General features: G+C 72.4%; 24 protein-coding genes. 18 read left to right on the top strand and 6 right to left on the bottom strand.

What is annotated here, in order from left to right:
- On the bottom strand, positions 1 to 417 hold the full coding sequence (locus tag ACIA5G_RS43660) for a hypothetical protein (RefSeq protein ID WP_395934499.1): 417 nt from the start codon (positions 415 to 417) through the stop codon (positions 1 to 3).
- A gap of 152 nt (positions 418 to 569) precedes the next feature.
- Between ACIA5G_RS43660 and ACIA5G_RS43655 the strand changes: the two genes are divergently transcribed.
- Positions 570 to 1,448, top strand: coding sequence for a DUF4394 domain-containing protein (locus ACIA5G_RS43655; RefSeq protein WP_395934497.1), 879 nt, complete (start codon positions 570 to 572; stop codon positions 1,446 to 1,448).
- Between the two features lie 381 nt (positions 1,449 to 1,829).
- Here the strand turns inward: ACIA5G_RS43655 and ACIA5G_RS43650 are convergent, their stop codons facing one another.
- Positions 1,830 to 3,197 carry an alpha/beta hydrolase domain-containing protein gene (locus tag ACIA5G_RS43650; RefSeq protein WP_395934495.1) on the bottom strand — a complete coding sequence of 456 codons (1,368 nt, stop codon included), beginning with the start codon at positions 3,195 to 3,197 and terminating at the stop codon, positions 1,830 to 1,832.
- A gap of 209 nt (positions 3,198 to 3,406) precedes the next feature.
- Between ACIA5G_RS43650 and ACIA5G_RS43645 the strand changes: the two genes are divergently transcribed.
- Complete coding sequence (locus ACIA5G_RS43645; RefSeq protein WP_395934493.1) at positions 3,407 to 4,666, top strand: sigma-70 family RNA polymerase sigma factor; 1,260 nt, start codon at positions 3,407 to 3,409, stop codon at positions 4,664 to 4,666.
- A gap of 28 nt (positions 4,667 to 4,694) precedes the next feature.
- Here the strand turns inward: ACIA5G_RS43645 and ACIA5G_RS43640 are convergent, their stop codons facing one another.
- Complete coding sequence (locus tag ACIA5G_RS43640) at positions 4,695 to 6,983, bottom strand: PQQ-dependent sugar dehydrogenase (RefSeq protein ID WP_395934491.1); 2,289 nt, start codon at positions 6,981 to 6,983, stop codon at positions 4,695 to 4,697.
- Positions 6,984 to 7,114: 131 nt separating this feature from the next.
- Entirely contained in the window at positions 7,115 to 7,747 is a 633-nt protein-coding gene (locus tag ACIA5G_RS43635; protein ID WP_395934489.1) for a TetR/AcrR family transcriptional regulator, read from the bottom strand.
- 80 nt (positions 7,748 to 7,827) lie between these two features.
- Here ACIA5G_RS43635 and ACIA5G_RS43630 point away from each other — a divergent pair, with 80 nt between their 5' ends.
- From ACIA5G_RS43630 to ACIA5G_RS43605, 6 genes are read left to right on the top strand one after another with little or no spacing between them, the layout of a single operon-like run.
- Positions 7,828 to 8,685: an NAD(P)H-binding protein gene (locus ACIA5G_RS43630; protein WP_395934487.1), complete on the top strand. Its 858-nt coding sequence runs from the start codon at positions 7,828 to 7,830 to the stop codon at positions 8,683 to 8,685.
- A 43-nt stretch (positions 8,686 to 8,728) separates the two neighbouring features.
- The gene (locus ACIA5G_RS43625) at positions 8,729 to 9,250 is read left to right on the top strand and encodes a PadR family transcriptional regulator (protein ID WP_395934485.1); all 522 of its coding nucleotides are present in this window, start codon (positions 8,729 to 8,731) and stop codon (positions 9,248 to 9,250) included.
- Complete coding sequence (locus tag ACIA5G_RS43620; protein ID WP_395934483.1) at positions 9,247 to 9,933, top strand: ABC transporter ATP-binding protein; 687 nt, start codon at positions 9,247 to 9,249, stop codon at positions 9,931 to 9,933. The genes ACIA5G_RS43625 and ACIA5G_RS43620 overlap by 4 nt, the downstream gene beginning before the upstream one ends.
- Positions 9,930 to 10,082: a hypothetical protein gene (locus ACIA5G_RS43615; protein ID WP_395934481.1), complete on the top strand. Its 153-nt coding sequence runs from the start codon at positions 9,930 to 9,932 to the stop codon at positions 10,080 to 10,082. The genes ACIA5G_RS43620 and ACIA5G_RS43615 overlap by 4 nt, the downstream gene beginning before the upstream one ends.
- A complete protein-coding gene (locus tag ACIA5G_RS43610; protein WP_395934479.1) occupies positions 10,079 to 12,337 on the top strand; it encodes an FtsX-like permease family protein in 2,259 nt (752 codons plus the stop codon). The genes ACIA5G_RS43615 and ACIA5G_RS43610 overlap by 4 nt, the downstream gene beginning before the upstream one ends.
- A gap of 22 nt (positions 12,338 to 12,359) precedes the next feature.
- Entirely contained in the window at positions 12,360 to 13,187 is an 828-nt protein-coding gene (locus tag ACIA5G_RS43605; protein WP_395934477.1) for a TIGR03621 family F420-dependent LLM class oxidoreductase, read from the top strand.
- A gap of 4 nt (positions 13,188 to 13,191) precedes the next feature.
- Here the strand turns inward: ACIA5G_RS43605 and ACIA5G_RS43600 are convergent, their stop codons facing one another.
- Both ACIA5G_RS43600 and ACIA5G_RS43595 read right to left on the bottom strand, forming a co-directional pair.
- Positions 13,192 to 13,572: a hypothetical protein gene (locus tag ACIA5G_RS43600; protein ID WP_395934475.1), complete on the bottom strand. Its 381-nt coding sequence runs from the start codon at positions 13,570 to 13,572 to the stop codon at positions 13,192 to 13,194.
- Positions 13,573 to 13,672: 100 nt separating this feature from the next.
- Positions 13,673 to 14,623: an alpha/beta hydrolase fold domain-containing protein gene (locus tag ACIA5G_RS43595; protein WP_395934473.1), complete on the bottom strand. Its 951-nt coding sequence runs from the start codon at positions 14,621 to 14,623 to the stop codon at positions 13,673 to 13,675.
- Positions 14,624 to 14,761: 138 nt separating this feature from the next.
- Between ACIA5G_RS43595 and ACIA5G_RS43590 the strand changes: the two genes are divergently transcribed.
- From ACIA5G_RS43590 to ACIA5G_RS43545, 10 genes are read left to right on the top strand one after another with little or no spacing between them, the layout of a single operon-like run.
- A complete protein-coding gene (locus ACIA5G_RS43590) occupies positions 14,762 to 15,766 on the top strand; it encodes a LacI family DNA-binding transcriptional regulator (RefSeq protein ID WP_395934471.1) in 1,005 nt (334 codons plus the stop codon).
- Positions 15,763 to 16,704, top strand: a complete 942-nt coding sequence (locus tag ACIA5G_RS43585) for a carbohydrate ABC transporter permease (protein ID WP_395934469.1) — start codon at positions 15,763 to 15,765, stop codon at positions 16,702 to 16,704. The genes ACIA5G_RS43590 and ACIA5G_RS43585 overlap by 4 nt, the downstream gene beginning before the upstream one ends.
- Positions 16,704 to 17,531 carry a carbohydrate ABC transporter permease gene (locus ACIA5G_RS43580; RefSeq protein ID WP_360668284.1) on the top strand — a complete coding sequence of 276 codons (828 nt, stop codon included), beginning with the start codon at positions 16,704 to 16,706 and terminating at the stop codon, positions 17,529 to 17,531. Before ACIA5G_RS43585 ends, ACIA5G_RS43580 begins: the two co-directional genes overlap by 1 nt.
- A 41-nt stretch (positions 17,532 to 17,572) precedes the next feature.
- The gene (locus tag ACIA5G_RS43575; RefSeq protein WP_395934466.1) at positions 17,573 to 18,850 is read left to right on the top strand and encodes an ABC transporter substrate-binding protein; all 1,278 of its coding nucleotides are present in this window, start codon (positions 17,573 to 17,575) and stop codon (positions 18,848 to 18,850) included.
- A gap of 13 nt (positions 18,851 to 18,863) precedes the next feature.
- Positions 18,864 to 20,018, top strand: coding sequence for an ADP-ribosylglycohydrolase family protein (locus tag ACIA5G_RS43570; protein ID WP_395934464.1), 1,155 nt, complete (start codon positions 18,864 to 18,866; stop codon positions 20,016 to 20,018).
- Entirely contained in the window at positions 20,015 to 21,328 is a 1,314-nt protein-coding gene (locus ACIA5G_RS43565) for an ADP-ribosylglycohydrolase family protein (RefSeq protein ID WP_395934462.1), read from the top strand. Before ACIA5G_RS43570 ends, ACIA5G_RS43565 begins: the two co-directional genes overlap by 4 nt.
- Positions 21,325 to 22,212, top strand: coding sequence for a ribokinase (locus tag ACIA5G_RS43560; protein ID WP_395934460.1), 888 nt, complete (start codon positions 21,325 to 21,327; stop codon positions 22,210 to 22,212). Before ACIA5G_RS43565 ends, ACIA5G_RS43560 begins: the two co-directional genes overlap by 4 nt.
- Positions 22,209 to 24,083, top strand: coding sequence for a formylglycine-generating enzyme family protein (locus ACIA5G_RS43555; RefSeq protein WP_395934458.1), 1,875 nt, complete (start codon positions 22,209 to 22,211; stop codon positions 24,081 to 24,083). The genes ACIA5G_RS43560 and ACIA5G_RS43555 overlap by 4 nt, the downstream gene beginning before the upstream one ends.
- The gene (locus ACIA5G_RS43550; RefSeq protein WP_395934456.1) at positions 24,080 to 25,288 is read left to right on the top strand and encodes a CaiB/BaiF CoA transferase family protein; all 1,209 of its coding nucleotides are present in this window, start codon (positions 24,080 to 24,082) and stop codon (positions 25,286 to 25,288) included. Before ACIA5G_RS43555 ends, ACIA5G_RS43550 begins: the two co-directional genes overlap by 4 nt.
- Positions 25,285 to 26,100, top strand: a complete 816-nt coding sequence (locus tag ACIA5G_RS43545) for an HpcH/HpaI aldolase/citrate lyase family protein (RefSeq protein WP_395934454.1) — start codon at positions 25,285 to 25,287, stop codon at positions 26,098 to 26,100. The genes ACIA5G_RS43550 and ACIA5G_RS43545 overlap by 4 nt, the downstream gene beginning before the upstream one ends.
- Positions 26,101 to 26,557 lie beyond the last annotated feature (457 nt).

Raw genomic sequence — 26,557 nt, 5'->3', positions numbered from 1 at the left:
CTACGGCTTGATTCCGGTGGCGTCGATCGTGTACGTGCCGTCCGCACGCAGGTTGATGATCACCCACGGGTTGACACCCTTGGTCCCGATGTCGGCCGGGCAGGAGAACTCGCTGAGGTTGAACGCGGTGCGGGTGCCGTCCGGGGCCTTCGTCACCGACTCCTCGATGCTGCCGACCCAGCTGCAGACCGGGTCGAGCACCGCGTAGGTGACCGTGGGATCGACCCAGGTGATCTCCGAACCCTGTGCGCACCACGAAACCTGGTAGGTGTAGCTCCACGCCTGTTCAACACCGAGCTGCACCACCTCGGTGCTCCAGCACCGGTCCTCGGCGGCGCCGGCGGTGGCGCCCGTGGCGAACGGGAGGGCGGTCAGGAATCCGGCTGTCGCGGCTGCGAGCGCGGTGAGTCTTCGCATCATCTACCCCCTGAAATCGTGTGCTCCCAATCTCTCGGCTGCGCGTGAGGGCCGCAAGACACCGATGGGCCCAGTCCAGCCGACGTCCAATGGATGTCCAGTTCGCCCGAATAGCTTCCTGTCGCCTACCGAAGCACAGGAGGGGACGAACGATGAAGACCCGGATGAAGAGATGCATCACCGCCGCGGTGGCGGTCCTGTCGGCCACCACCGCCATCACGATCGGCACGGCGGGCAGCAGCGTGGCCCAGGCCACCGGCCTGCGCGCGTTCGGCATCACCGCCGACGGCACCCTGATGGCCACGTTCACCACCGACCGCCCCCAGGTGCTCGACTGGGTCCGCCTGGTCACCGGGCTCTCCGGCGACACCGCCCTGATCGGGATCGACTTCCGCGTCCAGAACAACACGATGTACGGGGTCGGCAACCAGGGCGGCATCTACACCATCACCACCCCGGTCATCACCACCCCGCCGTCGAACACCGACGTGATCGTCAAGAAGGTCTCCCAGCTCGGCGTCCCGCTCTACGGCACCAACTTCGGCGTCGACTTCAACCCGGCCGCCGACCGGCTGCGGGTGGTCAGCGACAACGGCCAGAACCTGCGGCACAACCTCAACGACGGCACCACGGTCGAGGACACCACCCTCACCACCCCGCCGCTGACCGGCCCGGCCCGCGGCGTCACGGCGTCGGCATACACGAACAACGACCTGAACGCCGACACCGCGACCACGCTGTTCGGCGTCAACACGACGACCGACCAGGTCGTCATCCAGTCGCCGGCCAACAACGGCACCCTGGCCCCGACCGGCGCCCTCGGCCTGGACGCCGGCCCGAACGCCGGGCTCGACATCTACAGCGACCTCGTCAACGGAAAGACGGTTTCGGCAACGGCGTTCGCGACGCTGGTCCCGGCCGGCGGCTCGGCGACGCTCTACAGCGTCAACCTGCTGACCGGCGCGACGACGAATGCCGGCCAGCTGCCGCTGCCCATCACCGACCTCGCCCTCGCGCTCGACTCCTACTGAAACCCCCGGCCGCGGGGGGGGGGGGGCCGGGGGGGGGGGGGGGGCGCCCCCGGGGGGGGGGGGGCGCCCGCGGGGGGGGGGGGGGGCGGGGGCGCCGGGGGCGCGCGGGGGAGGCCCCCGCGCGGAGGTCGCGGGCGGGCCGGCGCCCCCCCCCCCCCCGCCCCCGCCGCCCCCCCCCCCCCCCCCCCCCCGGGCCCCCCCCCCCCCGGGGGGGGGGGCCCCCCCCGCCCCGGTAGGTCCGAAGTGGACACAGGTCTGCCTCACGGTGCACCTCGGCGGCGGCAGGGGAGGGCACCCAATGTGGCGTTCGGTGCGTTGGATGCACCCAACGCCACATTGGGTGCGTCCGAGTCTCGACCGGCGGTCAGCGGCTCGCGCCGGTCACGGCACGGGAGCGGCCGCGGCCCGGGCCACGGCCTCGGCACGGTCGGCCGGCAGCAGGTACCCGGACCGCACCGCCCGGTCCGCCGCCGCGGTGAACTTCGCGACGTAGGTCGTGTGGTCCGGGTACAGCTGCCGGATCCGCTCCGGCGGCAACGGGGTTGTCGTGCCGAGCAGCAGGCACGCGCCCGCCACGTTGCCGCCGCTGTTGTTCGGCGCGTACGCCGCCACGGGAGCGTCGAAATCCGGCAGCCGGATCCCGCCGAGGGCGTTCTGGTCGGCGTCGCGCCGGATGATCAGCCCGAGCAGCATCGAGATCGGCGGCGCTGTCGGCGGGGCCGCCCCGCCGCGGGCCCAGCGGTCCAGGTGCGCGAACGCGGCGTTCTCCGCGTACCGGAACGTCATGCTGTTGACCGGCTTGTCGCACGTGGTCGGGGCGCCGTTGTTGATCCCCTTGTCGCGGGCGTTGGCCGCGTCGTAGAGGTCCAGCCCGTACCGGTCGGCGTGCGCGGTCCCGGCGACCTCCCACGTCCGCACCCGCGCGGTGTCCTGCCGGACCGAAGCCGACGCCACGACGTCGGTTTCCGACTGCAGGACGACCACCGGAACGCCGAGGTCGGTGCGGATCCTCGCGGAGAGCGGGCCGAGGACACCGTCGCCGATCGGGGCCGCGAGCGCGGCGCGGCCGTGGATCAGGAAGCCGTCGTAGGCGCGGCTCACCGGCTGGATCGCGTTGGCGTAGGTGGTCAGCCGCAGCGCCGACTGCGAGTGCCCGCTGCCGAGCACGACCGCCGGCGCCCGGCCGCCCAGCACCTGCGGATTCGCCCGGATCGCCCGCGCGGCTTGGGAGAAAACGTCGTAGGAGAGCGCATCCCCGGCGAAGTCCACTGCGCCGTAGCGTGCCGGGTCGAGGCTCTTCAGCTTGTCGGCACCCGCTTTCTGCGTTGTCACGCCGACGTAGGCGTAGCCTTCGCGGGTGAAGTGCTCGTACGACTGAGAGAAGTCGACGGGGATGTCGACACCGAAGCTGACGTTCAGCCATTCGACCACCACCGTGCCGTTGAACCGCGCCGGCTCCTTCGGCCGCACGACGACCATCCTTGTCGTGTAAGCGTTTCCGGAGGTGTCGACGCGGGTCGCCCAGCGGCCGTCGTCGGTCCACAACCCCTGTTGGGCGAACGTGTCCGCGTGACCGGACAGCAGGTACTCTTCCTCGACGTACCCGCGGGCGGCGAGGTCGACGACACCTTCGGCGCCGCTGACCGGCCAGCCCTTCCCGGCGTTCTCGGGCACGGCCGTCACCGAAGGCGGGTCGGCGGCTCTCGCCACTCCGGTCACCAGGACCAACGGCAGGAGCGCGGCCAGCAAAAGACTTGAGGCTCTGCGTAAGGGAGTCACGCCCTCGTCTTCTACTCGCCGGTAGGAAACCGGGCAACGGGGTGCCGGCGAAGCAGCCGGGAAACGCTCAGGGAACTGACAAACATCCCGTGGCAAAGCCGGAACCTTGCGCCGAGTCACTCGTTGCGCCACCATGCACGGTGATCTGCACGTGCACTAGCACGTTCCGAGGGGGTCGAATGACCGAAGTGCTTCCGCCGGCGGTGGCCGGGACGAGAGACGTCCCGAGCGACGCGGCCATCATCGAAGCGGTGCGGGGCGGGGACATCACGGCGTACGCCGAGCTGTACGACCGCCACTACGGCGCCGCGCGGCGAGTGGCCGCCACGATCGCCGACGGTGAGGCGGAACGGGACGACCTCGTCGCCGAAGGATTCACCCGCGTACTACGGATTCTGCGCGCCGGCGAGGGTCCGGACGAGGATTTCCGGCCGTACCTGCTCACCACCATCCGGAACACGTTGATCAGCTGGCGCCGGCGCGACTCCGCCGTCTCCCTGGTCGCCGAGGTGCCGGACGTCCTGCCCGGCGCGGGAAGCGACGACGGGGTGGGCAGCCGGATGCACGCCACCGTCGCCGCGGACGCGTTCGCGAGCCTGCCCGAGCGGTGGCGGACCGTGCTGTGGCGGACCGAGATCGACGGTGAGTCACCGGCCCGGATCGCCGAGGACTTCGGGATGACGCCGAACGGCGTCGCCGCGCTGGCCTACCGCGCCCGGGAAGGGCTGCGCCAGGCTTACCTCGACCAGCACGTCCCGGCCGCCCACCGGCGCAACTGCCGGATCGTGTCCGGCCAGCTCGCGCGCTGGGTGCGGGACGACATCGGTGACCACAAGGCGAGCCGGATCACGACCCACCTCACCCGCTGCGTGGACTGCCGGGAGCTGGCCAGCGGCCTGCGGCAGCTCAACGAGGAGCTGCCCGCCGCCGTCGCGCCCCTCATCCTGGGCGTCCCGGTCGTCACGCAGTGGTTGTCCGCCACGGGGTCCCTCGCGTCCTCCGGCGCCACGGGCGCGTCCGCGCTGTCGTGGGCCACCGCGGCGAAGGTGGCCGCCGCGGGTGCGGCACTGGCGACCACGGTGAGCATCGGCGCCAGCACCTCCGCCGTGGCGCCGCCCCCGGAGGCCGGGAGCGGCACCACGACGGTGCAACCGGTTCCGGCTCGTCCCGGGGGTGCGGTGCCGTCCGACGGGGACCCGCGCGGCACCTCGTCGGCGCAGCTCACTTCGGCGCCGCCCACCTCGCCCGACGAGACGGCCGCCGCCGCGGAGCCGGAGTCCGCGCAGGAGACCGGTGAGGCCACGAACGACAAGCAGGCGGCGAAGGAGTCGAAGCAGGCCGCGAAAGAGTCGAAACAAGCGGCGAAAGAGTCGAAGAAGGCCGAAAAAAAGGCGTCCAAGACGGCAAAACCCGAGAAGACCAAAACCCCGGAGGGATGACCCGGCCCCGCGGGGCCGGGTCATCCGCTCAGCAGGGCTGCAGCAGCCAGCAGAGCCGGTACTTCGCCTGGTAGGTCGCCGACGTCGGCGGCGCGACGACGTTCTGCGCCCGCGCCCCGCCGTGCGCCCAGCTCGTGAAGGCGTACTTCAGGTTGAGCGGCGGCAGGTTCTGCGGGCTGTCGGCGCTGATCGAGTTGGTGGACCCCGCGATCACGGTCCGGGAGAACGGCGTGCGCTGCTGGGTCCCGCCGACGGTGAGCAGCGCCTGGTTCGGGCTCGACGTGAAGTTCAACGTCACCGTCTTCGGTTGCAGGTCGACGGTCTTCGAGCCGGTGCGGCCCGTCGAGTCCGTCGCCGTCAACGTCAGCTGCAGGTACGACGGGTACTCGTGGTCGGGCGCGACGAACGAGCCCGAAGCCACGCCGGGGAAGTCCTGGACGTTGTGGGTGTGGCAGGTGCCGTTGGCCGCGCAGTGCCGGATCGCGAGCCGCCAGGACAGTGCCGAGGGCGGCAGGGTGCCGTCCTGGGCGTCGATCGCGCGGCCGGCGAAGGGCACCGTCTGGCCGACCGACCAGTTCAGCGTGGCGGCGGGGGAGTCGATGACCGGCACCGGGTCGAGGCCGGCCGGGTTCCCGACGGTGACGCGGACCGTCGTGGTCGCCGTCGCGCCGTGGGAGTCCGTCACGCGCAGCCCCGCGTCGACGGCCGCCGCGGCGGTGTAGGTCCAGGTGGGGTTCGGGGCCGCCGAGTCGTCGTACGCGCCGTCGGCGTCGAGGTCCCACGCGTAGGACAGCACGTCGCCGGCGTCCGGATCGGTGGATCCGGTGCCGTCGAACTGGACGGCGAGCGGCGCCGGTCCGCTGGACGGTGTCGCGGTGGCCACCGCGACCGGCGGCCGGTTGGTGCCACCGGGGTAGCTCACGCGGCGGAGCTCACCACTGCCCAGCGCGACGTAGAAGAGGTCACCGCCGGGACCGGTGAGCACCTGGACGGGTGCGTTGACCCCGGTCACGAACGGCACGATCTTGCTCGGGCTCGGCTGGCCGGACGCCGTCTGCATCGCCCAGATGCAGCCGCGCGAGGAGTCGGCGAAGAACAGCGCGCCGGCGTACGCGGCCGGGTAGTTGCTGCCCGCCTCGAAGGTGATCCCGCTGATCGAAGAACCCCCGGTGGGACACGGATCGCTCGCCACGACCTTGGCGTTGTGGTTGTAGGCGTAGTACGGCGCGGCCTGCCCGCCGGCGGAGTACAGCGACTCGCACCGGTCGAGGTTCGCGCCGTCGTACCCGGCTTGGCGTGCGGTGCCTTCGAAACACGGCCAGCCGAAGTTCTCCGCGACACCGTCGCCGGCGTTCGCCACCCGGTTGATCTCTTCCCAGGTGTTCCAGCCGACGTCACCGGCCCACAGTTCACCGGTCCCCGGCCGGAACCCGAACCGGAACTGGTTGCGCGAGCCGTAGGCGATGACACGCCGGGCGTTGGCGTCGGCGCTGCTCGCGAACGGGTTGCCGGGCAGCCCTTCGCCGGTGTCGGGGTCGAGGCGCAGCAGCGTCCCGTTGAGCAGCACCGGTTGCCCGGCGGCGCGTCGCGGCGACTGCGAGCGGAGTGCGCCGCCTTCGGCCGCGGGCGGCGTCAAGTTGGTTCCGGCGGGTGAGGGCGGGTCGGCGCACGGGTTCTCGACCTGGCCGTAGTCGGCGAAGTTGAAGCTGGCGCCGTCTCCGCCGCCGGCGTACAGGGCGCCGTCCGGGCCGAAGGCCAGGGAACCGACGGAGTGGCTGGGGTACTGCTGGCACCAGCCGGTCACCAGCGGCTTCTCGCTGACGGCGGTGCCGGCCGCGCCCATCGTGAGCTGGGAGACCCGGCCGGTCACCACACAACCCTGGTCGGTCGCGCCCGGCGGGGTCGGGCAGGTGTCGCCCCACTGTGGCGCGGCGCCGCCCGGCAAGGCGTCGAGCGTGTAGGAGACGTAGACGTACGGGCGTGCCGGGAAGGCGGGATCAACCGCCAGCCCGAGCAGGCCGCGGTCCCAGAAGTCCTGGGTCTGCGTGCGGAGGTCGGCGAACACGGTCGGCGTCGCGTCGGTGAGGGAGTCGAAGACCTTGAGCAGACCGCTCTTCTCGGCGATGAACACCCGCCCGTCGGGGGCGAAGGCCGCCGCGGTCGGCGAACTCAGGCCGCTGATGGCGACGGTGTCGACGAACCCGGTGGGGACGGCGGCAGCGGCGGGTGCCGCGACGGCGACGGTGAGGGCGCCGGCCAGTGGCAGCACGACAGCCGCCGCCAGGGCACGCCGGGATCTTCGGGACGAGGAACGCATGACGAACTCCTGAACGCCGGGGACCGGACAAAAGCGTCGAAGCTGTCCGATATGCCGTCGGACGTCCGGAAGTTGTTACGCCGGAGCCGAAAATGCGCACGAAACGCGTAAACCCCTCGAGGGGGAATAACTCACCGGCGGCCCAGCCACTCCGCGAGCAGCGTGCGTTCGGCTTCCGAGAGTTTCGCGGGCGTGACGGGGAAATCAGTGGGCGTGTCGGTGAGGATCAGGCGCGTCACGGCTTCGTACATCGTGTCGGCGAGGCCGAGGTCCCGGTCCTCCGGTGGGCTCTCCAGGAGGGTGAGCACGGCGCCGGTGCCGGCCGCGTGCACCAGTTCGACGGCGCGGCGCTCGGGCACCCGCAGCCGGCCCGCTTCCGCGACGCGGTGCACCCGTGCGCGCAGGACCGCGAGCCCGGCCTCCGCGGCCGGCGAGACGCGCCCGGGGGAGACGAGCAGGCCGAACAGCGCCGCGTTGGCGAGGCCGAAGCCGATGTGCGCGTCCCAGCCGGCGCGGAGGGCGGCGCCCGGGTCGTCACCGGTGTCGGCGAAGGACTTCCCGGCGACGTAGGTGGTGAAGACGTGCTCGGCGACGGCGTCGAGCAGCGCGTCCTTGTCCTCGAAGAACCGGTAGATCGCCGGTGCCTGCAGGCCGGCGGCCTGGGCGGCCGCGCGGATGGTGAGCGCGGCCGCGCCCTCCTCGCTCAGGAGCCGCGCCGCGGTCTCGACGATCTTGGCCCGCGTTTCGCTCCGGTCCTTCACCATGGTTCCGATGATAACGCACACTTGCTAGCAGTGGTGCTAACGTGGTTAGTATCAGTGGTAACCAATCGAGAGGGTGCACCATGATCGTGATCACCGGGGGAACCGGCAAGCTCGGCTCCCAGGTTGTCGACCAGCTGCTTCACCGGGTTCCGGCGGGCGAGATCGGTGTCAGCGTCCGCGAGCCCGGCCGCGCGGCCGGGCTCGCCGAACGCGGAGTGCGTGTCCGGCGCGGCGACTTCACCAACCCGGCTTCGCTCGCCGAGGCGTTCGAGGGCGCTTCGCAGGTCCTCGTCGTCTCGACGGACCAGAGTGGCGAGGCCGCGGTTTCGCACCACATCGCGGCGATCGAGGCCGCGCGCGAGGCGGGCGTGAAGCGCGTTCTCTACACCAGCCACCAGGCCGCCGCCGAGGATTCGCTGTTCGCGCCGATGCCCGACCACGCGGCGACCGAGCGTCACCTCGCGGCGTCGGACACGCCGTTCACTTCGCTCCGCAACGGCTTCTACGCCAGCACGGTCCCGCTATTGCTCGGCCGGGCGCTCGAGACCGGCGAACTGGTCGCGCCCGCCGACGGGCCGGTGTCGTGGACGGCGCACGCCGACCTCGCCGAAGCCGCGGCGATCGTGCTCGCCGCCGACGGCCGGTTCGACGGGCCGACTCCGCCGCTGACCGCGCCGGTCGCCCTCGACCTCGAGGACGTCGCGGGCATCCTGACCGAGCTCACCGGCCGCAGCGTGCGGCGGGTCGTCGCCGGTGACGACGAGTGGGTGGCCGGCTTGACCGCGCACGGTGTCCCCGCGGGACAGGCGGCGATGCTGCTCGGCATGTTCCACGCGGCTCGCCGGGGCGAGTTCGCCACCACCGGTCCGGACCTCGAAGCCCTGCTGGAGCGGCCGGCGACGCCGTTGCGCTCGGTTCTCGAGGAAGCCATCCAATGATCACTATAAACTCCGGCTATACACACCGTGTACAGTCCTCGGCATGTCGATCGGACTCACGTTGCTCGGGCTGCTGGAGAACGGCCCCCGGCACGGCTACGACCTGAAACGGGCCTATGACGACCGGTTCGGGCACGACCGCCGGGTCCACTACGGCCAGGTCTATTCGACCCTGGCCCGGCTGCTGAAGCAGGGCCTCGTCGAGGCCGACGGCGTCGAGGTGGACGGCGGCCCCGAGCGGAAGCGCTACGCGATCACCGACGCCGGGGTCGCCGACGTCGGCAGCTGGCTGGCGACCCCGGAGAAGCCCGACGCCTACCTGCACAACACGCTCTACACGAAGGTGGTGCTGGCGCTGCTGTCCGGGCGGCCCGCCGCCGAGGTCCTCGACGTCCAGCGCGCGGCCCACCTCGACGCCATGCGCGAGCTGACCCGCCGCAAGACCGCGGGCGACCTCGTCGACCAGCTGATCTGCGACCACGCGCTGTTCCACCTGGAGGCCGACCTCCGCTGGCTGGAGCTGACCGCGGCCCGGCTCGACCAGCTGGCGAAGGAGATCTCGTGAGCGCCGAAGCGGTTCTGCTGGAGGCTGCCGAGGTCCGCAAGGCGTACGGGCCCACCGAGGCGCTGGACTGCGCGAACCTGCGGGTGCGCGCGGGGGAGATCGTGGCGCTGATGGGGCCGTCCGGGGCGGGCAAGTCCACGCTCCTGCACTGCCTGGCCGGCATCGTCCGGCCCGACGCCGGGACGGTCCGGTACCAGGGGGCGGACCTGGCGGCGCTGTCCGACCGCGGGCGGTCGGCGTTGCGCCGCACGGACTTCGGGTTCGTCTTCCAGTTCGGCCAGCTCGTCCCGGAGCTCACCTGCCTGGAGAACGTGGCGCTGCCGATGCGGCTGAACGGCGAGCGCAGCCGGCCGGCCGCGGAGCGGGCCCGGGAGATGCTGGCGGAACTCGACCTGACCGACGTGGCGGCAAAGCGGCCCGGCGAGGTGTCCGGCGGCCAGGGCCAGCGCGTGGCGGTGGCCCGCGCCCTGGTGACGCGCCCCCGCGTGGTGTTCGCCGACGAGCCGACGGGCGCCCTCGACTCACTCAGCGGCGAGCAGGTGATGCAGCTGCTGACCGCGGCGGCCCGCGAGCGCAACACGGCGGTGGTCCTGGTGACACACGAGGCCCGCGTGGCGGCGTACTCCGACCGCGAAGTAGTGGTGCGCGACGGCCGGACGCGAGAACTCGAGGCGACCCGATGATCCGGCGCCGGAGGACGGACCTCCTGCTGGGGATGCGCCTGGCGCTCGGCGGCGGCGGTGCTGCCCGGACCGCACTGGTGCGGCACGACCCGACCGCCGCCGGGTTCGGCCTTCGCGTGCGGGCGCAGGAACTCGAGGTGACCCGGTGATCCGCCGCTGGACCTCCGACCTCCTCCTCGGGATGCGCCTGGCGCTCCGCGGCGGCGGTGCCCGGACCGCGTTGGTGCGCCTCGGGCTCACCGCCGTCGGGGTCGGGCTCGGTGTGGCCGTCCTGCTCACCGCGACGGCGCTGCCGAACATGCTCGGCGCCCGCGACGACCGGGGTGCCGCGCGCATGCCGGTCGCCGGGGCCGTCGGCGGTGTTGATCCGGCGTACGTCGTCCGGCGGGACGACGAGTTCCGCGGCCGCGGACTGCAGGGTTACCTCGTGCAGCCGACCGGTCCGCGGACGCCCGCCGCGCCGGGTGTGGACCGGCTACCCGGGCCGGGCGAAGCCGTGCTGTCCCCGGCGCTCGTCGCACTCCTCGACTCCCCGGACGGCGAGCTGCTGCGGCCGCGGTTTTCGCAGCGGGTGATCGGCACCGTCGGTGATGCCGGGCTGACCGGGCCGAACGAGCTCTACTTCTACCTCGGCTCGGACTCCGTGGCCGGGCAGCCGGAAGCCGCGGCCGTGAGCGGGTTCGGTGGTACGGCCGACCGGCGCGGGCTCGGGCCGATCGAGCTGCTGCTCGTCGTGGTGGGCGCGACGACCTGCCTCGTGCCGGTGTTCGTCTTCGTCGTCACGAGCACGCGGCTGGCCGCGGCGTCCCGTGACCGGCGGCTCGCCGCGTTGCGCCTGGTCGGCGCCGACCGCGGTCAGGTGCGCCGGATCGCGGCCGGCGAAGCACTGCTCGGGTCGCTCGCCGGCCTCGTGCTCGGCGGGGCGCTGTTCCTGCTCGTGCGTGTGCTGGTCCCGAAGATCACCGTGTCCGGTTTCCGCGGTGGTCTCTTCGGCGCCGACGTCGTGCCCGACTGGCTGCTCGGTGTCCCGGCGCTGCTGGTGCTGCCGCTGCTGGTGTGCGCGGCGGCCGTCTTCGCGCTGCGAGGAGTCGTCATCGAGCCGCTGGGTGTCGTGCGGCGCGCGGCGCGGGCCCGGCGGAGGCTGGCGTGGCGGCTGCTGCCGGTGCTCGCCGGCGGTGTCCTGCTGGCTACCACGCTGGGCACCACGGAACCCGGCGCCACCGACCCGGCCGTGATCGGCGGTGTGGTGCTGATCCTGGCCGCCGTCCCGGTGCTGCTGCCGTGGCTGGTCGAGCGGTTCGCGGGCCTGCTGCGCGGCGGTTCGCCCGCCTGGCTGCTCGCCGTCCGCCGGCTCCAGCTGGACAGCGCGACGGCGGCGCGGCTGGTCAGCGGGATCGCGGTGGTGCTGGCCGGATCCATCACCCTGCAAGGTGTTTACGCCCGGGCCGAAAGCGACCGGCCGCCGCCCGGGAACGTCAGTGTGCTCGCGAACTCCTACGCCACGCAGCTCGCGGACGTCCGGGACTTCACCGCCACCCTCCGAGCCCTCCCGGGACAGGGCACCGTGCCGGTGCGAACGAGCGGCCTGGTGGAAAACGCGACGGGGAAGCGGACCGCCGTTGTGGTCGGCACCTGCGCCGAACTGCACTCCGACACCGGGCTCCGTGACTGCCGCGAAGGGGACGTCTACGCCGTCGGAACTCCGGCTCCCGACGTCTACCGGCCGGCGCCGGGGGACCGGGTCTGGTTCGGCCACGCGCGGCGCGCCGAACCCGCCGTTCCTCCACAGTGGACGATCCCGGCGGACCGGTTCCACACCGCGGTCGCCCCGCCGGACAACGGGGCGGCGCTGCTGGTGACCCCGGCGGCGCTCGCGACGGCGACGAGTGTCGGGCTGACGTCGTCCGCGATCCTCCCCACCACGGACCTGGATCTCGTCGAACGGGTCCGCAACACCGTGGGGTGGCACGGAACCGTCTACTCGCTGGGCACCGGCCGCGACGGCACGTACGCGCTCATCACCCGGGTGCTGTCCGTGGGTTCGGTCCTGATCCTGCTGCTCGCGGCGGGCAGCCTGCTGATCGCCGCGTGGGAGCAGCTTCGGGAACGGCGGCGCAGCCTCGCCACCCTCCGGGCGAACGGCGTCGGGCGCGGGGTGCTCGCCCGGTCCCTGCTGTGGCAGCTGGTGATCCCGGTTGCGGTGGCGGTCGTCGTCGCGGTGCTCGTCGGCCTCGGCCTCGACTGGCTGCTGCTCACCCTGGTGGTGCGCCGCCCGATGGTCGTCGACATCGGGACGATCGCGCTCCTGACGGCGTCCGCGGCCGCGGCGGTCCTGGTCGTCACCGCGGTGACGTTGCCGGCGCTGTGGCGGACGTCGAGCCTGGAGCACCTGCGGGAGGAATAGCGCGGTGTGCCAGCCTGGACGCATGAGCAACCGCCCGTTCCGCTTTGGTGTCAGCCTGTTCAACGTCGGCTCCCGGCAGGAGTGGCAGGACCGCGCGCGGGCGGTCGAGGACGCCGGGTTCGACGTGCTCCACGTCGTCGACCACCTCGGCTGCCCCGCGCCGTTCCCCGCCCTGGTGGCCGCGGCCGCGTCGACCACGCGCATCCGGGTCGGCACCTACGTGCTCAACACCGGCGTCCACAGCCCGGAGTTCCTGGCCCGCGACGTAGCCGACGTTCACCGCCTCACCGACGGCCGCCTCGAGCTGGGCCTGGGCGCCGGGTACATCGAAGCCGAGTTCGAGGCCGCGGGTGTGCCGTTCGGCACCGGCGGCGAGCGCGTCCGGCGGCTGGCGCGGACCTTGGCCGGCACGCTGGCCCTGCTGGCCGACGAGCCCGACAAGCCCGTCCCGCCGATCATGATCGGCGGCGGCGGCGACCGCGTGCTGCGGCTGGCCGGGCGGGAAGCCGACATCGTCAGCTTCCCGCCCGAGACGGCCGGTTCGGAGGAATTGCTCGGCGAGCGGGTCCGGCTGGTGCGCGAGGCCGCCGGCGACCGCGACGTCGAGTTCAACCTGCTCCTGGTCGCGGTGGGCCGGAACCGCGACGAGCTCGCCTTCGGGAGGATTCGCGGCGCGACCGGCGTGGCGGACGACGAGAAAGCCGTGCACCTGCCTTGTGTGCTGGTCGGCTCACCGAGCGAGATGGCGGATCGGCTCCGGGACCTCCGCGAACGGTTCGGCATCAGCTACTTCAGCGTCTTCGAGCCGGACATGGCCGTCTTCGCCGAGGTGATCGAGCAACTGCGCTGAGCTCTCAGGCGGTTGCCCACTCCGAGCACCACCACGCGTTCTGCTTCTGGCAGGCGCGGAACTGGGTCACCGGGTTGGCCGACGATCCCGGGGTGACCGAGCTGCAGCCGGAGCTGCTGCCGTTGGCGTCGTCCACGAAGCTGCTTCCGCTGCGGAGCCGGTACTCGGTGCGGAAGCCGTAACCGTCGCCCGCGGTGTCGCACGAGTAGACGCGGGTGTGGCTGTTGGTCACGCCGCCGTAGCCGCAGCGGAACTGCCCTTGATACAGGCAGCCGTAGACGTCCCGGCTGGTGTCGTGCGCCGACGCCGCGGGCGCGAAGGTGACGGTTCCGGCGAGGGCGAGGAACGCCGCGGCGGCGACGGTGAGCAGTTTGCGGTTCGGCACGCTTCCTCCTGGTGGTCCTGGACGCGAAGTGCGTGCGGACCACTCCGGAGTCACCCGACCGGTTGGTGCGCCCGGACCGGCGTCACCTGAACGGCTCAGCTCAGCCGAGGTGGGCGCGGAGGAACGCGATCCCGTCGCCGGTGACTTGCTGCAGCTTGCGCTCGCCGTAGAAGTGGCCGGTGCCGTCCAGCCGGACGAGGTCGGCGTCGGCACCGGCTCGCCAGTACGCGGCGACCAGGGCTTCGCTGTGCGCGATGGGGATCCCGATGTCGTCGGTGCCGTGCACCAGCAGCAGCGGGGCCGCGCCCGCCGACACGTGGAAGAGCGGGCTCGCCGTCGCGTCGGGGCGCCAGTCGTGCGGGTCGTGCCCGGTGCTGTGCAACGCGAACCCCGCCGGGGGCGGCGGGATGTGCGTGAAGTCGGTCGGCGGGCTCCAGGCGATCGCCGCGGCGACCCGGCTGGACGGGCCGGTGATGCCGAGGTCCCCGTCGAAGCCGGGGTCGTCCGCCGTCACCGCCAGCATCGCGGCCAGGTACCCGCCCGCCGAATGACCCCAGGCGGCGACGCGCCCGGCGTCGAGCTCCAGGTCGCCCGCGTGGTGCCGCACCCACCGGACGGCGGCCTTCACGTCGTGGATCTGCGCGGGGAAGGGGGCTTCGCGCCCGTGCCGGTACTGCGCCCGCGCGACGGCGAACCCGGCCGCCACCAACCGATCCGTCACCTGGTCACCCAGCCGGCTGTGCTTGTGGGAGCCGGCCGCCGGCGCGCCGCCGTAGAGGAACACGACGACGGGGTGGCCGCCGTCGGGCGCCGGTCCGGCCGGGACGACGAGGTCGAGCAGCAGCGGCCGGTAGCCGGCGAGGGGCGCCACCAGCGCGTCGCGATAGGACACTCGTGCCGCGGTTCGTTCGGCCGGTGGGAGGGTGAGCGGTGCACGGGAAGTAAGCACGGGACCACTATCGGCACCGGTGACGGGCGCGGCCAGCCGTATCAGGATGCGGGAGATATGCCGCCGTTGGGCAGTTCGTCCGCGGCTCCCGGAGGTGACCACCCCGGTGCTCTCCGTGCTGTGTTGACACGGCCGCGCGACGAGTGTCAGTATCGGGATTAATCCGATTGGAAACGTTTCCAAGTCCGGCTTTCGAAGTTGGAAACGTTTCCAAAGTCCACTCCCGAGGTAGAGGCGACGATGACGTCAACACGCGCCACGCTGCTGCAGGTGGCCGAGCGTGCCGGGGTCTCCCTGGCCTCGACCTCCCGCGCGCTGCACGGGACCGGCGCGAGCAAGGCGATGGTCGAGCGGGTCCGCGCCGCGGCCGCCGAGCTGGGGTACAGCGCGGACGCGATCGGCCGGTCGCTGCGGCTGAAGCGGACCTTCCAGGTCGCCTTCGCGGTCGCGGACATCGGCAACCCGGTCTACGTCGAGATGATGCGGGCCATCCACGCGGTGCTGGAGCCGCACGGCTACCGGGTTGTCGTGATGACCACCGGCGACACCGCGACGTCGACGACCGAGCTGGTGCGCAGCCTCAACAGCGGGTTCGTCGACGGCATGATCGTCAGCCCGCTGCGCACCGACGACCGGCTGATCCGCGAGATCCAGCAGGCGCCGGTGCCGGTCGTGGTGATCGGGCGGGCGATGGACGACCGGGGCATCAGCTCGGTGTCGACCGACTCGGCCGGCGGCATCGGCGCGGCCGTCCGCCACCTGCATGCGATCGGCCGCCGCCGGATCGGCTTCCTCAACGGCCCGGTCGACACGACGCCGGGTGCGTCCCGGCAACGCGGCTTCGACGCCGTGGCGGGTGAGATCACCGCCGACCGCGTCGACAAGGAGACCGCCGCCGACTTCACCGTCACCGCGGGCCTCGAAGCGGCCCGGCGGCTGCTCGCCCGCGGCCGGCTGGACGCGCTCGTGGCGGCGAACGACCTGCTCGCCATCGGGGCCATCCGCGCCGTGCGCGAGCTCGGGCTGTCGGTGCCGGAGGACGTCGCGATCACCGGGATGGACGACACCGAGCTCGGCCGGGTCTTCCAGCCGAGCCTGACCAGCGTGTCCCTCGGCTCGACCGAACGCGGGCGCGCGGCGGCGCGGATCATGCTCCAGCTCGCCGACGACCCGGACCACGAAGCCCAGCAGATCACCGTCGGCCCGGAGCTGATGGTGCGCGAGTCGACCGGAGGTGCGCGATGACCGCGACCCTGACCCGCCCGTCGCCGGTGACGCCGCGGCGGAAGCCGGCCCTGGCCCGCACCCGCCGGCGCGAGGCGATCGCGCTGGTGCTGCCGTCGCTGATCCCGATCCTCGTGCTCAGCGTCGCGCCGCTCGTGGTCGGGATCTTCCTGGCGTTCACCGACGCGCGCCTGGTGCGCCACCCGGACTACGGCTTCGCCGGGGTCGACAACTTCGCGAAGCTGGCCGACAACACGCTCTTCTGGGACTCGCTGCGGATCGGCATGATCTGGACCGTCGGCGTCACGGTCCTCCAGCTGGCCGCCGCGATGGGACTGGCGCTGCTGCTCAACTCGGGCCTGCGGCTGCAGGGGCTGACGCGGGTGCTCGCGCTCGTGCCGTGGGCGATGCCGCCGGTCGTCGTCGCGATCATGTGGCAGATGATCTACTCGGCCAACGGCGGCCCGCTCAACGCCTTCCTCGGCAGTGTCGGCCTGCCCAGCGACATCAACTGGCTCGGCGACTTCTCGGTCGCGCTGCCCGCGGTGATCGTCGTCGGCGTGTGGGTCGGCATGCCGCAGACGACGGTGACGCTGCTGGCCGGCCTGCAGCAGATCCCCGCCGAGCTGCAGGAAGCCGCCGCGATGGACGGCGCGGGCGCGTGGCGCCGGTTCACCGCGGTGACCTGGCCGAGCCTGCGCCCGATCGTCACTTCGATCACCTCGCTGAACTTCATCTGGAACTTCAACTCGTTCTCGCTGGTCTACGTGCTCACCGCGGGTGGGCCGGGCGGCAAGACGATGGTCCCGGTGCTGTTCATCTACCTCGAAGCCTTCAAGAACCGCGAGATCGGCTACGCCGCCGCGATGGGCCTGGTGCTCGTCGTTGTGGTCGTGCTCATCCTCGCCGTCTACCTGCGGTCGCAGTTCCGCGACGACCGTGCCGTGAAGGGGCGCTGATGAGGACTCTGGTACGCCCGGCGCAATACGTCGCCCTCGCGCTGTACATCCTGTTCCTCGGTTTCCCGTTGCTGTGGCTCATCTCCGCGTCGGTGAAGTCGTCGGGTGAGCTCAACTCGCTGACGGTCAGCCTGCTGCCGAGCGAGTGGCACTGGGACAACTACACCCAGGCGCTGGAAAAGCAGGGCCTGGTCCGGTCCGCCGCGAACAGCCTGATCGTGGCGCTGGCCTCGACCGCGCTGTCGGTGGTCATCGCTGTGCCCGCGTCGTACGTGCTCGCCCGGCTCAAGGGCAAGGTGCGCGCGGCCGGCGTCGGCTGGATCCTGGTCAGCCAGGTGTTCCCGGTGGTGCTGATCATCCTGCCGCTGTACCTCATCCTGCGGACGCTCGGCCTGGCCGACAACCTGGCCGGCCTGACGCTCGTGCACACGACGTACATGCTGCCGTTCGCGCTCTGGATGCTGCAGGGGTACGTCGCCGCGATCCCGGTGGAGCTGGAGGAAGCGGGCGCGATGGACGGCGCGAGCCGGCTCACCGTGCTGCGCACGATCGTCTTCCCGCTGCTGGCGCCCGGGGTCGTCGCGACCGCGATGTTCAGCTTCGTCTCGTCGTGGAACGAGTTCTTCTTCGCGCTGGTGCTGCTGCAGTCGCCGGAGAACTACACCCTGCCCATCACGCTCAACATGTTCGTCGGCGGCGAGGGCAAGGTCGCCCTCGGCCCGCTCGCCGCGGGCGCCGTGCTCGCGGCCATCCCCAGCATCGTCTTCTTCAGCATCCTGCGGAGGAAGCTCACCAGCGGCCTGATGGCCGGGGCGGTGAAGGGATGACTTTCCCTACCCCTCAAAGAGACAGTTCGAAAGGTCGGTCGATGAAGACACGACGTTTGCTCGCCGCCGCCTCCCTGACGGTCGCCGGGTTGCTGCTCGCCGCGTGCGGCAGCGGCAGCGGGGACAGCGGGGACGGCCCGGTTTCCCTCACCTTCCAGTCCTTGTCCGACCAGCCCGCCGCGATCGCGGCGACGCAGAAGATCGTCGGTGACTGGAACAAGGCCCACCCGGACGTGCAGGTGAAGATCGTGCAGGCCGGCTGGGACGGCGTTTACGACAAGCTGATCACCCAGTTCAACGCGGGCACCGCGCCGGACATCGTGCACTACGAGGCGGCCGGCATCGCGCCGTTCGCCGCCGACGGTTACCTCGCCGACCTCACGCAGTACCTGCCGGAGCAGAAGCGTTCGGACATCCCGAAGGGGGTGCTCGACTCGGTGACGGTCGACGGCAAGGTGATCGCCGCCCCGACCGAGCTGCAGTCCTATGTGGTCTTCGCGAACAAGACCCAGCTGCAGCAGGCGGGCGTCACGATCCCGGCCGGCGCCACGATGACCTGGGACCAGCTGCGCGACATCGCCAAGGCGACGACGAAGGACGGCAAGTTCGGCCTCGGCTGGGGCCTGTCGAGCCCGACGGCGGCGTTCGTCGCGCTGGCCCCCGGCTTCGGCGGCAAGTACTTCGAAGGCACCGGTGACAGGGCGAACCTGACCGTCGGCCAGGGTGAGCAGGCGCTGCCGCAGCTCGTCGACGCCATGGCGCACCAGGACCACTCGATCCTCCCGGTCACGCTGACGCAGTCGGGCACCAAGGCGCTCGCGCCGTTCTACGCGGGCCAGGTCGCGATGACCGTCCAGGGCTCCTACCAGGCGGCCAACATCGCCAAGGACGCCCCGAAGGACTTCGACTGGGTCGTGCTGCCCCCGCTGGCCGGCTCGGCCGGGCCGGCGCAGGCCGCCAACCCGCAGACGTTGTCGGTGAACAAGGACTCGGCGCACGTCAAGGAGGCCGCGGAGTTCGTGGACTTCTTCACCAGCACGGAAAACCTGGCCGCGATCAACGAAGCCGACGCACTGATCCCGCCGACGACGTCGGCGCGGAAGGCACTGGCCACCAAGCTCGCCGGGAAGAACGGCTGGGACGCGATCCTCGCGTCGGGGGAGCACCTGACCTCGGCGCCGTACCTGTTCGCCGGCAAGTACGCGCAGTGGAAGGACACCGTCGCGACCCCGGCGTACCAGCAGTTCCTCGGACAGAAGATCGACGCGGCCGGCTTGGCCAAGCAGCTGGAAGACGGCTGGAAGAGCGTCAGCAAGTGACAGGAGCGGATTCTTGACCTGGCTGGAAGACCGGGCCGTCGCGGTGATCACCGGTGCGGCCGTCGGGGACGCCCTCGGCGGCGCCACCGAAGGGTGGACGCCCGAGCAGATCGAAGAGCGGCACGGCGGGCGGGTGACCGGCATCGTCGGCCCCTGGTACCCGGACTGGCGGGACGCCCGCCCGATCGCGCCTTACCACAAGGGTGACGGGCACGTCACCGACGACACCCTCATGACGCGGGCGCTCGTCGAGGTGTACGCGAAGCGCCGCGAGCACCTCGACGCGTACGCGATGGCCGAGGACCTGGTGCCGCTGATGATCGGCGAGCCGCGCTGGGTGCCGGAGCTGGAGTCGACCGCGCTGCTGCTGCAGCGGGTGTTCCTCGCGGAGAAGTGGATCGTCGCGAGACTCCACTACGGACACGTCGACCCGCGCGAAGCGGGGGTGGGCAACGTGGTCAACTGCGGCGCGGCGATGTACGTCGCCCCGGTCGGGGTGGTGAACGCGGGTGACCCGCGCGCCGCCTACGCCGAGGCGATCGACCTCACCGGGGCGCACCAGTCGAGCTACGGCCGCGAGGCGGCGGGTGTACTGGCCGCGATGGTGGCGGCCGCCGTCGCCCCGGGCGCCTCGCTCGACGACGTCGTCGCGGCGGCCTTGGACGTCGCCCACGACGGGACCGCGGCGGCGCTGCGAGCCGTCGTCGCCGAGTTCGGTGGCCGGACCGTCCCCCCGGCCACCGACGACGAGGAGCGCGCACTCGCCGCGCTCGTCCGGGAAACGGTCGCGCCGTACGACTCGGTGGGGCCGCACTACCGGCAGATGTCGATGGACGCGCGGCGGCCGTCGCGGACGAAGGCCATCGAGGAGCTGCCGGCCGCGCTGGCGTTCGTCCTCGCGCACCAGGGTGACTTCCGCGGCGCGGTGCTCGCCGCCGTCAACTACGGCCGCGACGCCGACTCGATCGCCGTGATGGCCGCGGCGATCTGCGCCGGGCTCGGCGGCACCGCCGTCGTGCCGAAGGAGTGGGTCGACGAGATCGGCGAGGCCAGCCGGATGGACCTGCGGGAGACGGGGCAGCTGCTCGGGTCCGCGGCCGCCGACATCCTCCGGGCCGACCGGGAGCGGGCCGCCGCGCGGGTCGCCTTCCTCGGGGAGCCGGCGTGAGGCTGACCTGGGCCCGGCCCGAGGACCTGCTCCCGCACGAGCTGGTCCAGTCCGCGGTGGAGGGCAAGGACGTCGCCGCGGTGCGGGCGCGCTGGGTCGCCGCCGGGGGTGACCCGACACCGGCTGTGGGCGGTGCGGGACCCGAGGAGCCTTCGCTGAGGCCATTGGCGCGGGAACTGCTCGACGAACTCGACGCGCTCCCGGCCGCTCCGGCGTTGGACGACTGGGAAGCGATTCTCGCGTCCTTGCCACCGGCGCCCGACCTGTCGCGGGTGGGAAGGGGCCGTGAGCTGGGCGCGTGGACCGGCCGGGCCGCCGGCTGCCTGCTCGGCAAGCCGGTCGAGAAGATCCCGCGGGAAGGCATCGAGGAGATCCTCCGCGCGACCGGCCGCTGGCCCCTGACCGGCTGGTTCACCGCGGTGGGCCTGCCGGCCGAGGTGGCCGCGCGGTGGCCGTGGAACCGGCGCTCGGCGCCGACGTCGCTCGAAGAGAACATCAACGGGATGCCCGAGGACGACGACCTCAACTACCCGATGCTCGCTCTGTCGTTGCTGGAGGAGCGCGGCCGGGACTTCACCACCGAGGACGTCGCGCAGCTGTGGCTGGACAACCTCCCGGCGGGCCGGGTGTTCACCGCGGAGCGCGCGGCCTACCGCAACCTGCTGGACGCCCGTCCGGTGCCCGAGACGGCGACCTACCGGAACCCCTTCCGGGAGTGGATCGGCGCGCTGATCCGCACGGACGTGTTCGGCTGGGTGTCCCCGGGCGACGTGCGTGCGGCCGCCCGGCTGGCGTGGACCGACGCCCGGCTCAGCCACACCCGCAACGGCGTCTACGGCGCGATGTGGGCGGCAGCGCTCGCCTCGGCGGCGATGGTCTGCACCACCGTGGACGAGGTCCTCGACGCCGCATCGGCGGTGGTCCCGCCTTCGAGCGACCTCGCCGCGGTGGTCCGCCTGGGCCGCGAGGCGGCGGCTTCGGGCGACGTCCGAAGTGGACTCGACCGGCTGCACGCGGCCTACGGTGACCTGCACTGGGTGCACGTGCTCAACAACGCGGCGGTGATCGCGTACGCCCTGGCCAAGGGCGGGGGCGAGTTCGGGCCGAGCGTCTCGATCGCGGTCACGGCGGGCTGGGACACCGACTCCGCGGCCGCGACGGTCGGCGGGGTGGCGGGTGCGCTGAGCGGAGTCGACGAGTACTGGGCGAAGCCGCTGGACGGCCGGATCGCGACGTCGCTGCCCGGTGGGGAACGGCGGATCGCGGACCTGGCGGCCCGGACGGCGGCGCTGGCGGAGGCCGCGCGATGACCGGGCGGGTGGTGGTTGTCGGGTCGGCGAACGTCGACCTGGTCGTCGACGTGCCCCGGCCGCCGAAGGCCGGGGAGACGATCCTCGGCGGCCGGCTGCGGCGCAGCCCGGGCGGCAAGGGTGCGAACCAGGCCGTCGCGGCCGCCTGGGCCGGGGGAGCGGACACCACCTTCGTCGGCGCCCTCGGTGAGGACGAGGCCGCGGACCTGATCCTCGTGTCGCTCGGCGGCGCCGGGGTCCGGACCGACCTGGTCGAGCGGGCCGACGCGCCCACGGGCACCGCGTTCGTCACGGTGTCCCCGGACGGCGAGAACGCGATCGTGGTCGCGCCGGGCGCGAACGACCACGTCCGGATCGGCGCCGCGCAGGCCGAGCGGATCGCCGAGGCCGACGTTGTGCTGGCCCAGCTGGAGATCCCCCTCGACGTGGTGGCGGCCGCCGCCGCGGCTGCACGCCCGGATGCCGTCCTGATCCTCAACGCGGCGCCGTCGCGGGAGCTGCCCGATTCGCTCTGGGAGGTCGTCGACCTGCTCGTGGTCAACGAACACGAAGCGGCCGACCTCGCCGGTGAGCCCGAACTGCTGCTGAAGCGGGTGCCCGCGGTGGTGGTCACCCTCGGCGGTGAGGGCTGTGCCGTGCTCCGCCGGGACCAGGAACCCTTGCGGGTCCCCGGGATCCGTGTCGACGCCGTGGACACGACCGGCGCGGGCGACACGTTCTGCGGTGTCCTCGCGGCCGGGCTGGCCCAGGGCCTCGACCTCCCCAACGCCGCGCGGCTCGCCTCCGCGGCCGGTGCGCTGGCCGTCACCCGGCCCGGCGCCCAGGAGGCCGTCCCCACCGCCGTCGAGGTCGCCGCGCTGGCGGTCGGAGGAAAGGCACGATGACCTACACGTTCGACCCGCTCGTCCCGCGGCCGATCGACCGGCCGACCGAAGTGCGCGGCCCGCTGTCCGAATTGGACGAAGCGAAGATCTTCGCCGCGCCCGCGGATCCGGCCGACCGGCCCGCGTGGCGGGAGAAGCTGCACGCGTGGCGCGAAGACGCCCGCCGCCGGCACGGCTACACGGGGTCCGCCTACGAGCGCCCGGGCGGGGCCTGGGCCGCGACCTGCCGCACGGTCGCCCAGGTGTGGCTGTGGGACGAGCTGCTGTACTCCTTCGCCGAACACCGCTTCACCCCCGAGCGCTTCCTCGCCGACGCACACGAGCGCTTCGGCGGGCTCGACGCCGTGGTGCTCTGGCACGCCTACCCGGTGATCGGCCTCGACAACCGCAACCAGTGGGACTTCTACCGCGACGTCCCTGGCCTCACCGAGCTCGTCGAGACCTTGCACACCAACGGATTGCACGTCTTCGTCGACTACAACCCCTGGGACGTCGGCACCCGCCGGGGTGACGACGACCTGACCGAGCTCGCGGCGCTGGTCGCGGATCTCCGAGCCGACGGCGTCTTCCTCGACACGCTCAAGAAGGCCGAGCCGGACTTCGTCGAGCGCCTGGAAGCGGCCCGGCCGGGTCTCGTCCTGGAGGGCGAGTCCAAGCTGGCGGTCGAGCGGATCGAGGACCACGCGGCATCCTGGGCCCAGTTCTTCGCCGACTCTCCGGTGCCCGGCGTCCTGCGCGCCCACTGGTACGAGCGGCGCCACATGCAGCACCACGTCCGCCGCTGGCACCGTGACCACACCGAAGAACTGCAGTCCGCCTGGCTCAACGGCGTCGGCGTCATGGTGTGGGAAGTCGTCTTCGGTGTGTGGGTCGGCTGGTCCCGCCGGGACGCCGCGACCGTGCGCCGGATGGTCACCGTCCAGCGCGCGGCGGCCGACCTGCTGCTGAACGGCGAGTGGACACCCCTGGCCGAGCTGGCGCCCGAGGCGGAGGCGGCCGGGGTCTACGCGTCCCGCTGGGAGCTGGCCGGCAGGACACTGTGGACGCTCGTCAACCGCGGCGAGACCGACTACCACGGCCCGTTGCCCGGCACCGACCTGTTCGGCGGGGTGCCGGCCCGGGGCCTCGGCGCCGCGGTGCAGGGCTGGCTGCCCGAGCTCCCCGAGCTGCCCCACGACCCGGACTCCCGCTTCCCGCACCGGATCGCGACGCGGGTGAGTCCACAAAGGACAATTGGCGCGCCCGAACCGGACGCCGTGGTCGTCCCGGCCGGGCCATACGTGCTGACCGTCCGGTACCGCGCCCGCGAGACCGGGATGTACCAGGGTGCGCCCTATGTGGACGAATGGAAGCCGCTCGCGCCGCGGCTGCACGACGCCCGCACGCTCCAGCGCGAAGGCTCGCTGGCCACGGCGGTCGCGGTCGCGGCCACCGAGGTCACGAATGCGCAGTTCGCCGAGTTCGTGGCGGCCACCGGCTACCATCCCGCGTACCCGCATCGTTTCCTGGCGCACCAAGGACTTCCGGACGAACCGGTGACCTACGTCGACCTCGACGACGCCCGCGCGTACTGCGCGTGGCGCGGCGGCCGGCTGCCCACCGAGGACGAGTGGCAGCTGGCCGGGGAGACCGGCGGGCTGCGTCGCGGCACGCCCGCCGTCTGGAACTGGACCGAGAGTGAACACTCCGACGGACGGACGCGCTTTGTGATGCTCAAGGGCGGCAGTGACTACCGGGCCGAAGGCTCCGAGTGGTACGTCGAAGGCGGCCGCCACGAACCGGATTACACCGTGAAGCTCCTGTTGCCCGGACTCGGCCTCGCGCGTGGCGCGACGGTCGGGTTCCGGTGTGCCTGGGAGGTGACGGCGTGACGGTCTCCCGTGACCCCGCGGACGGCGCCCTCGCCGGGCTGCGCGTGGTCGACGCGTCCACGCTGTTCGCCGGCCCGATGGCCGCGATGCACCTGGGTGACATGGGCGCCGAGGTGATCAAGGTCGAGCACCCGCGCAAACCCGACCCGTCGCGCACCCACGGCGCCGCGAAGGACGGCGTCAACCTGTGGTGGAAGACGCTCGGGCGCAACAAGCGCACGATCACCGCCGACCTCGGCAGCGAAGGCGGCCGCGAGGTGTTCCTCGCGCTGGCCACCACGGCCGACGTCGTGATCGAGAACTTCCGGCCCGGCACCCTCGAACGCTGGAACCTCGGTTACGACGAGCTGGCGAGCTGGAACCCGAAGCTCGTCCTCGCCCGCGTCACCGGGTTCGGGCAGCTCGGCCCGTACCGGACCCGGCCCGGCTTCGGCACCCTCGCCGAAGCGATGAGCGGGTTCGCCGCGACCACCGGGGAACCGGACGGCCCGCCGACGCTCCCGCCGTTCGGCCTCGCCGACGGTGTCGCGTCGCTGGCCACGGCGTACGCGATCATGGTCGCGCTCGCTTCGCGTGAGCGCAGCGGTCGCGGGCAGGTGGTCGACACCGCGATCATCGAGCCGATGCTCGCCATGCTCGGCCCGCAGATCACGCGCTGGGACCAGCTGCACACGGTCCAGCCGCGCACCGGCAACCGGTCGACCAACAACGCGCCGCGCAACACCTACCGCACCGCCGACGGGCAGTGGGTCGCGGTGTCCACTTCGGCCCAGTCGATCGCCGAACGGGTCGTCCGCATGGTCGGCCGGCCGGACCTCGTCGACGAGCCGTGGTTCGCGAGCGGCGCCGACCGGGCCCGGCACGCCGACGAACTCGACGAAGCCGTCGGCAAGTGGATCGCGCAGCGCACCCGCGACGAGGTCGTCACGGCGTTCGAACAAGCGCAGGCGGCGGTCGCGCCGATCTACGACGCCGAGGACATCGTCGCGGACCCGCAGTTCCGCGCGCTCGGCACGATCCACGAGATCGAGGACGCCGAGCTGGGGCCGATGCTCATGCAGGGCCCGCCGTTCCGCCTGTCCGGCCACGACGGTGTCATCGGGTTCACCGGGCGCCCGCACGGCGCGGACACCGACACCGTGCTGGGCGAGCTGGGCTTCTCGCCGGAGCGCGTGGCCGAGCTGCGCGAACGGGGTGCGGTGTGAGCCCGCCGCTGACGTTCCTCTACGCGCCCGCCGACCGGCCGGACCGGGTGCGCAAGGCCCTGGAGTCCGCGGCCGACGTGGTACTCGCCGACCTCGAGGACGCGGTGGCCCCGGCGCGCAAGGACGAAGCCCGGGCGAACGTGCTCGAGCTGCTCGGATCGGTGTCCAGGCCGGTGCAGGTGCGGGTCAACCACCCGAGCACACCGTGGCACGAGGCCGACCTCGCGACGGTCGCGAGCCTGCCCCTCGAGGTGGGCGTGCGGCTGCCGAAGGTCGAGTCGCCCGAAGAGGTCCGTGCCGTCGCGGCCGCGGTGCCGGGCCGGGCGCTGCACCCGCTGATCGAGTCGGCGCTGGGGATCGAACGCGCGCTGGAGATCGCAACAGCGTCACCGCGAATCGCGTCGATCGGCCTCGGCGAAGCCGACCTGCGCTCGGACCTCGGCGTATCGGACGACGCGGGGCTGACGTGGGCGCGCAGCCGCGTGATCGTCGCAGCACGGGCGGCCCGGCTTTCGCCACCCGCGATGTCGGCCTATGTGAACGTCCGCGATCTCGAGGGGCTGGCGGTGTCGTGCCGGGCGGGCCGCGCCCTCGGGTTCCGCGGCCGGACCGCGATCCACCCGGTGCAGCTGGAGACCATCCGCGCGGCGTTCCTGCCGACGCCGCAGGAGGTTTCGCGGGCCCGCGAGGTCATCGCGCGAGTGGCCGGCGCGACGGCCGCCGGGGTCGGCGCGATCGCCCTGGCTGATGGGACGTTTCTCGATGTCGCGATGGTTGAGCAGGCGAGGACGGTGCTCTCGCTCGCCGAGTAGAGCCGCTTCAACCGGCTCGGCTCGCTGCCGCCGACGAGGCCGGGTTTGCGCGGAGCCGGTCGCCTGGTGCTGTCGCGTTCGGCACCGCAGCTGCCGAACCGATGTGTGTCCGGACGCGCCGCAACGAACCTGCCGGGCCGGGCCGGAGGTGATGAAGCGCGGCAGCGTCGCCCTGGCGGGCTTGGAGCCGAGGCCTGCCGTCCAGGGGGCGGTGGTCAGGCCGGGTTTGCATCGCAGCGCCGAACCGGTCTGTGCCAGGACGTATCCATACCTGCTCAGGCGAGGCGTAGGTGACGAAAAGTGGCAGCGCGACGGGCTCGGCGCGCAGGTGTAGGCCCGGAGCCGGTGGCTGCGGGCCTACACCCGTGTTCGGTTGTTCACGCCGCGAACGGCAACGGTTGATGAAGGTTGTTGCGCCGAGGTTTTCGGCGCTTGTCCAAGAACACCGGCGGTAAGA

The sequence above is a fragment of the Amycolatopsis sp. NPDC051758 genome, from assembly GCF_044453095.1.
In the GTDB taxonomy this organism is placed as follows: Bacteria; Actinomycetota; Actinomycetes; order Mycobacteriales; family Pseudonocardiaceae; genus Amycolatopsis.
The sequence above is the reverse complement of the archived record's forward strand: the minus strand, read 5'-3'. Positions and strand labels throughout refer to the sequence as shown.

What these genes read in the sequence shown, in the direction of transcription:
- ACIA5G_RS43660 (WP_395934499.1), bottom strand. Translation starts at nt 417, where the DNA reads ATGCGAAGACTCACCGCGCTCGCAGCCGCGACAGCCGGATTCCTGACC.
- ACIA5G_RS43655 (WP_395934497.1), top strand. Translation starts at nt 570, where the DNA reads ATGAAGACCCGGATGAAGAGATGCATCACCGCCGCGGTGGCGGTCCTG.
- ACIA5G_RS43645 (WP_395934493.1), top strand. Translation starts at nt 3,407, where the DNA reads ATGACCGAAGTGCTTCCGCCGGCGGTGGCCGGGACGAGAGACGTCCCG.
- ACIA5G_RS43640 (WP_395934491.1), bottom strand. Translation starts at nt 6,983, where the DNA reads ATGCGTTCCTCGTCCCGAAGATCCCGGCGTGCCCTGGCGGCGGCTGTC.
- ACIA5G_RS43635 (WP_395934489.1), bottom strand. Translation starts at nt 7,747, where the DNA reads ATGGTGAAGGACCGGAGCGAAACGCGGGCCAAGATCGTCGAGACCGCG.
- ACIA5G_RS43630 (WP_395934487.1), top strand. Translation starts at nt 7,828, where the DNA reads ATGATCGTGATCACCGGGGGAACCGGCAAGCTCGGCTCCCAGGTTGTC.
- ACIA5G_RS43625 (WP_395934485.1), top strand. Translation starts at nt 8,729, where the DNA reads ATGTCGATCGGACTCACGTTGCTCGGGCTGCTGGAGAACGGCCCCCGG.
- ACIA5G_RS43615 (WP_395934481.1), top strand. Translation starts at nt 9,930, where the DNA reads ATGATCCGGCGCCGGAGGACGGACCTCCTGCTGGGGATGCGCCTGGCG.
- ACIA5G_RS43605 (WP_395934477.1), top strand. Translation starts at nt 12,360, where the DNA reads ATGAGCAACCGCCCGTTCCGCTTTGGTGTCAGCCTGTTCAACGTCGGC.
- ACIA5G_RS43590 (WP_395934471.1), top strand. Translation starts at nt 14,762, where the DNA reads ATGACGTCAACACGCGCCACGCTGCTGCAGGTGGCCGAGCGTGCCGGG.
- ACIA5G_RS43585 (WP_395934469.1), top strand. Translation starts at nt 15,763, where the DNA reads ATGACCGCGACCCTGACCCGCCCGTCGCCGGTGACGCCGCGGCGGAAG.
- ACIA5G_RS43580 (WP_360668284.1), top strand. Translation starts at nt 16,704, where the DNA reads ATGAGGACTCTGGTACGCCCGGCGCAATACGTCGCCCTCGCGCTGTAC.
- ACIA5G_RS43575 (WP_395934466.1), top strand. Translation starts at nt 17,573, where the DNA reads ATGAAGACACGACGTTTGCTCGCCGCCGCCTCCCTGACGGTCGCCGGG.
- ACIA5G_RS43560 (WP_395934460.1), top strand. Translation starts at nt 21,325, where the DNA reads ATGACCGGGCGGGTGGTGGTTGTCGGGTCGGCGAACGTCGACCTGGTC.
- ACIA5G_RS43555 (WP_395934458.1), top strand. Translation starts at nt 22,209, where the DNA reads ATGACCTACACGTTCGACCCGCTCGTCCCGCGGCCGATCGACCGGCCG.